Here is a 3,642-nt window from a genome sequence, read left to right on the forward strand (position 1 = left end):
TTACTTAATAAGGACCACCGGGCTCGTTCAACAATCAGATATGTTGCGGCAAGCGCAACATATCCTTATTTGTTATGGGTGACGGGCATTACACTTGATGAACGCATCATGGCTATCCTGATCGATTCCGTAACTCGATATCACGAGCTCGGTGTCGAGCCTGATCTTGAGCACTTGTGGACATAATTGGTTAGATTCCTTTGCGTAGATTATTCGCGTCTCCACCTCGCTCAGCCTAGTGTTTTCGACCGTTATATAATGCCAAACTCTTCCAAGTTTGACGTTTGCACTGTGTGGAAGGCCAAAAACAACTGAACCTTCGTCATAGACGTGCGTGTTTGTCACCTCGTAGTTGCCGCTTCCTGTACTCTCAGGATACGAGAAAAATACAGTCGTTTCATTCCCACTGGTTTTGCTAGCAAGGCAAATCGCAAAGGTCTTCTGGTTGGCTGGTGTAATTTCCAGCTCAGAATCACAATCGACAGTATCTGCTAACGGCACTTGGAAAATGAGAAGAAAAATGAAACTAGCGATAAGTCTAATCATACCCATAACGCCCCAATTCGCCGCGCAACAAGCGATTTGAGGCCTGTTTTGCAAGGCCGATGCTTGCTGTGTCGGCCAACGTTGTTCTGTTAGGGTAGGTGTTCCACTTTCCATATTCCCACGGCGTACAGCACCTCATTGTCAAAGCGAAACCAAACATTATGGTTTATCGGTATCTCTGCGATTCCCGGAAAATGTTCTGCCCTATCGTCCGGCATAGGAACTGAATACTCGTAATAAGCAACTTCAAGGTCGTCTCCCTTCGGATAGTCTACTTTTTCTAGTCTCTTGTTCAGAGCAAGCTCGATCTCTGATCTAGACATTCCTATACAGTAACTCGAAATACAATTATTAATCGCAATCTGAACATTTGTGCATTTGTCAGATAGTTGCCTTTTCGACACTTCGATAGAGTCAAATTTGCTTGGACCGGAAAGCATGAATGCAACCCAAGTATCATCAAGCGACTTGTAGCAGTATCCTGATGAATTAGCATGTTTATAGAAATACGTTTGGTTGCTTTCGCCGAATTCCCTTAACAGATCATCCTTCGTAGATTCAAGGAGTTTTACTCCCATAAAAGACTCAGGAGGAACTTCTTCAGCTAAAACTGACGTTCCTATAAACATGATGACGGATACTATTATCTTTCTCATCGCCGATAGTCGCCTTGCCCTAACGCCACCAGCAAGCGCGCTGTCTTTAGCGTCGCGTTGTCTGGCTTTGTTAAATGCATTACTATGCGCACAAGGATGCGCATTAATTCGGATGCGCCCAGTGCGAATTGAGGTAAGTTCAATGCCACACATATATGACCCCAATGCCCCCAAAAAAGCAACAAACCTGAGCATAAACAGCGACTTACTGGCCAAAAGTCGTGCTTTAAACATTAATCTTTCGGCTACGCTTGAGCAAGCGCTGCAACAGCAATTGGCCCAGTCGCGCTCCGCCCAATGGGCTCAAGAAAACAAGGCCGCCATAGCGGCTTACAATGCCTTCGTGGAGCAAAATGGTTGCTTCGGTGACGACTTCCGGGAGTTCTGAATGGCTCAGTTTGACGTCTACCGAAACCCAAGCAAGGCTACGAGAGCACATTACCCCTACCTGGTCGATATACAAAGTCCCTACATATCAGAGATAGCTACGCGGATTGTGATTCCTCTTGGCTATCTCTCCTCTTTTTCGAACGAAACCATGAGCGGCCTGACGCCCCAACTTACCTATCAAGACGACGAGCTTCTACTACTGACGCCACAAATCTCCTCGATTCCAGCCAAGCAACTAGCGAACCCAATTGGATCTCTCGCCCATTTTCGAGACCACATTATCAACGCACTGGATTTCGCTATTGCGGGCATTTAACGCTCAGCGTTGCGGCGCGCGTATGCGCGTCCGGCAACAGCTGTTTGTTATGCCAATTGTTCATCCGACTAATCATCTTGGGAGCCACTACACTGCAAAGTAACGAGCAGTGGCCATCATACGTACATTCTTGGTTGAATTGATCGAAGGCGTATGGAGCAGCCGCATATCCATCAAATAGACATCCCCCGCTCTGCCCGCCATCTCTATGAGAGAAAGCTCAATACCATCCACATTTACACGTCCATCAAATCCGTCACCAGTAAGTCTTGAGATGATTTGCTTTGCTTGAGATTGGCTCTTTATCCGGTGTGATCCGGCTAAGGCTAGAGTCGCTCCTCCTTTTACAGATAAATTGTCCAATAGGACAAATGCCTGCACTCCGGGTATGCCACTTAACTGAGATTTGGAAATATCACGATGCCAGCTCAACCCTTCAAGAGACCAGTCAACTTGATGAGGCAACGAAATGAGCAACTTGCCCTCCTGACCTGACAATGATGTGCCAGCCAATTGACACATGTCGGAATATAGCTCTTCTGAAATAAGCTTCTCATTCAGCTTGGGATAGTTTATCAACTGACCCAATTTTCCGGTTTGCTGGAATACTGGAATATCCTTGAACTTACGGGATAGGGTCCTTCCAGTAGACCATATATTCTGCCTTTTCAGCTCATTTTGCACATGAGCCTTCACAGGGTGAACCACCCTTTTAGCAAGCGCACCCGGGATATAAAGCCAGCCATTTTCAAGAAACGATGATTTTTGCTTTGGCGTCACTTCTGAGCCTTCTGATCTGCTGTGGCATAACGCCGCGCTCACCCGCGCGCAACGCGTAGCGGCTTCTGTGTTAGTGTGCAGCGAAGCGGAGCACACAGAAACCGCGTAGTTTTGTGCGTCGGCGTGCAGCGCTTTGTTAGAAATCTGTCTGACTTAATCATCCTTGTTTTCAGGCTTAACCAGATTCTCAGGCTTTCCTATCGTCCTAACATCCTTTAGAGCTTTCTCTTGCTCCTTCGAACGTTTGCCAAATAGCTTGTCTGCATTCTGCTTGGCGCGCTCTCTGGCCGCCCTCTGGTTATCTGCATCTTTGCTCATAGCTCTTTCACCAGGTAATGTGGATTGCCTTGCCTTCCTTTGTGGTAAGAAAAGCCTCCCTGCCGTAGGTATGACCTAAGGACCTTGTCGTTGATCGGGTCGATAATGCGAAATTGTTTGGCGCCAATCAGCGTCGCATAGGTTTCGTAGGCAAGTATGGTTATACCGACCATGTCACTTGAGAACGGGCAATTCGACGGGGCTTTATCGACGTAATCCAGCCGCATGAATTTGCCGTTGTAGCTTGGCCTGCCCAACGACAACGAACACAAGGTATTTCCCACCCAGACAGAAAGATCGAACGCTTTGGGATACCTGAAAGTATATCTGTTGGCGAAAATCCAATCCCAATCGACCTGCCGGGCAAGGTCCTGGCCCCATGATGCCGCCGCTGCAAGGGCACTGCCGTCGATCGCCTTAAGTTTTAAAGCCTTTTTTAGGTGCGGAGGAAGAGCATCAGCTGAGATTTCCCTTGCTTGCCGCCGATAGGCTTCGTATTTATTCAATGCAAAAGCATGCGATCTTTCCATAGACGTATTCTCCATAGGTGATAAATTTCTAACGCCCCAAACAGCCGCGCGCTTTTTTGCGTCGGCTGCTTTGGCTTGTTAACTGTTTGCTATGGCCGCAAACAGT

The 3,642-nt window shown here is 47.4% G+C and carries 7 protein-coding genes; 3 read left to right on the forward strand and 4 right to left on the reverse strand.

The annotated features are described in order from the left end of the window. Positions 1 to 186: hypothetical protein (locus ACURWW_RS17075; RefSeq protein ID WP_445618359.1), on the forward strand; the 186-nt coding region annotated here is incomplete at its 5' end. A 449-nt stretch (positions 187 to 635) separates the two neighbouring features. Here ACURWW_RS17075 and ACURWW_RS17080 read toward each other — a convergent pair. Next, entirely contained in the window at positions 636 to 1,202 is a 567-nt protein-coding gene (locus tag ACURWW_RS17080) for a hypothetical protein (RefSeq protein WP_445618358.1), read from the reverse strand. Positions 1,203 to 1,344: 142 nt separating this feature from the next. Between ACURWW_RS17080 and ACURWW_RS17085 the strand changes: the two genes are divergently transcribed. Then, positions 1,345 to 1,590, forward strand: a complete 246-nt coding sequence (locus ACURWW_RS17085; RefSeq protein WP_445618357.1) for a type II toxin-antitoxin system CcdA family antitoxin — start codon at positions 1,345 to 1,347, stop codon at positions 1,588 to 1,590. Then, complete coding sequence (locus ACURWW_RS17090; protein WP_445618356.1) at positions 1,591 to 1,908, forward strand: CcdB family protein; 318 nt, start codon at positions 1,591 to 1,593, stop codon at positions 1,906 to 1,908. 87 nt (positions 1,909 to 1,995) lie between these two features. Here the strand turns inward: ACURWW_RS17090 and ACURWW_RS17095 are convergent, their stop codons facing one another. From ACURWW_RS17095 to ACURWW_RS17105, 3 genes are all read right to left on the reverse strand, one after another. Then, on the reverse strand, positions 1,996 to 2,688 hold the full coding sequence (locus tag ACURWW_RS17095; protein ID WP_445618355.1) for a phytanoyl-CoA dioxygenase family protein: 693 nt from the start codon (positions 2,686 to 2,688) through the stop codon (positions 1,996 to 1,998). 153 nt (positions 2,689 to 2,841) lie between these two features. Further along, positions 2,842 to 3,006 (reverse strand): hypothetical protein, encoded by a 165-nt coding sequence (locus tag ACURWW_RS17100; RefSeq protein WP_445618354.1) that lies wholly within the window; start codon positions 3,004 to 3,006, stop codon positions 2,842 to 2,844. Further along, on the reverse strand, positions 3,003 to 3,536 hold the full coding sequence (locus ACURWW_RS17105; RefSeq protein WP_445618353.1) for a hypothetical protein: 534 nt from the start codon (positions 3,534 to 3,536) through the stop codon (positions 3,003 to 3,005). The genes ACURWW_RS17100 and ACURWW_RS17105 overlap by 4 nt, the downstream gene beginning before the upstream one ends. Positions 3,537 to 3,642: the final 106 nt, after the last annotated feature.

The organism is Gilvimarinus sp. F26214L, from assembly GCF_054401055.1.

Coding starts and splice junctions, on each gene's coding strand:
- ACURWW_RS17080 (WP_445618358.1), bottom strand. CDS start 1,202: ATGAGAAAGATAATAGTATCCGTCATCATGTTTATAGGAACGTCAGTT.
- ACURWW_RS17085 (WP_445618357.1), top strand. CDS start 1,345: ATGCCACACATATATGACCCCAATGCCCCCAAAAAAGCAACAAACCTG.
- ACURWW_RS17100 (WP_445618354.1), bottom strand. CDS start 3,006: ATGAGCAAAGATGCAGATAACCAGAGGGCGGCCAGAGAGCGCGCCAAG.
- ACURWW_RS17090 (WP_445618356.1), top strand. CDS start 1,591: ATGGCTCAGTTTGACGTCTACCGAAACCCAAGCAAGGCTACGAGAGCA.
- ACURWW_RS17105 (WP_445618353.1), bottom strand. CDS start 3,536: ATGGAAAGATCGCATGCTTTTGCATTGAATAAATACGAAGCCTATCGG.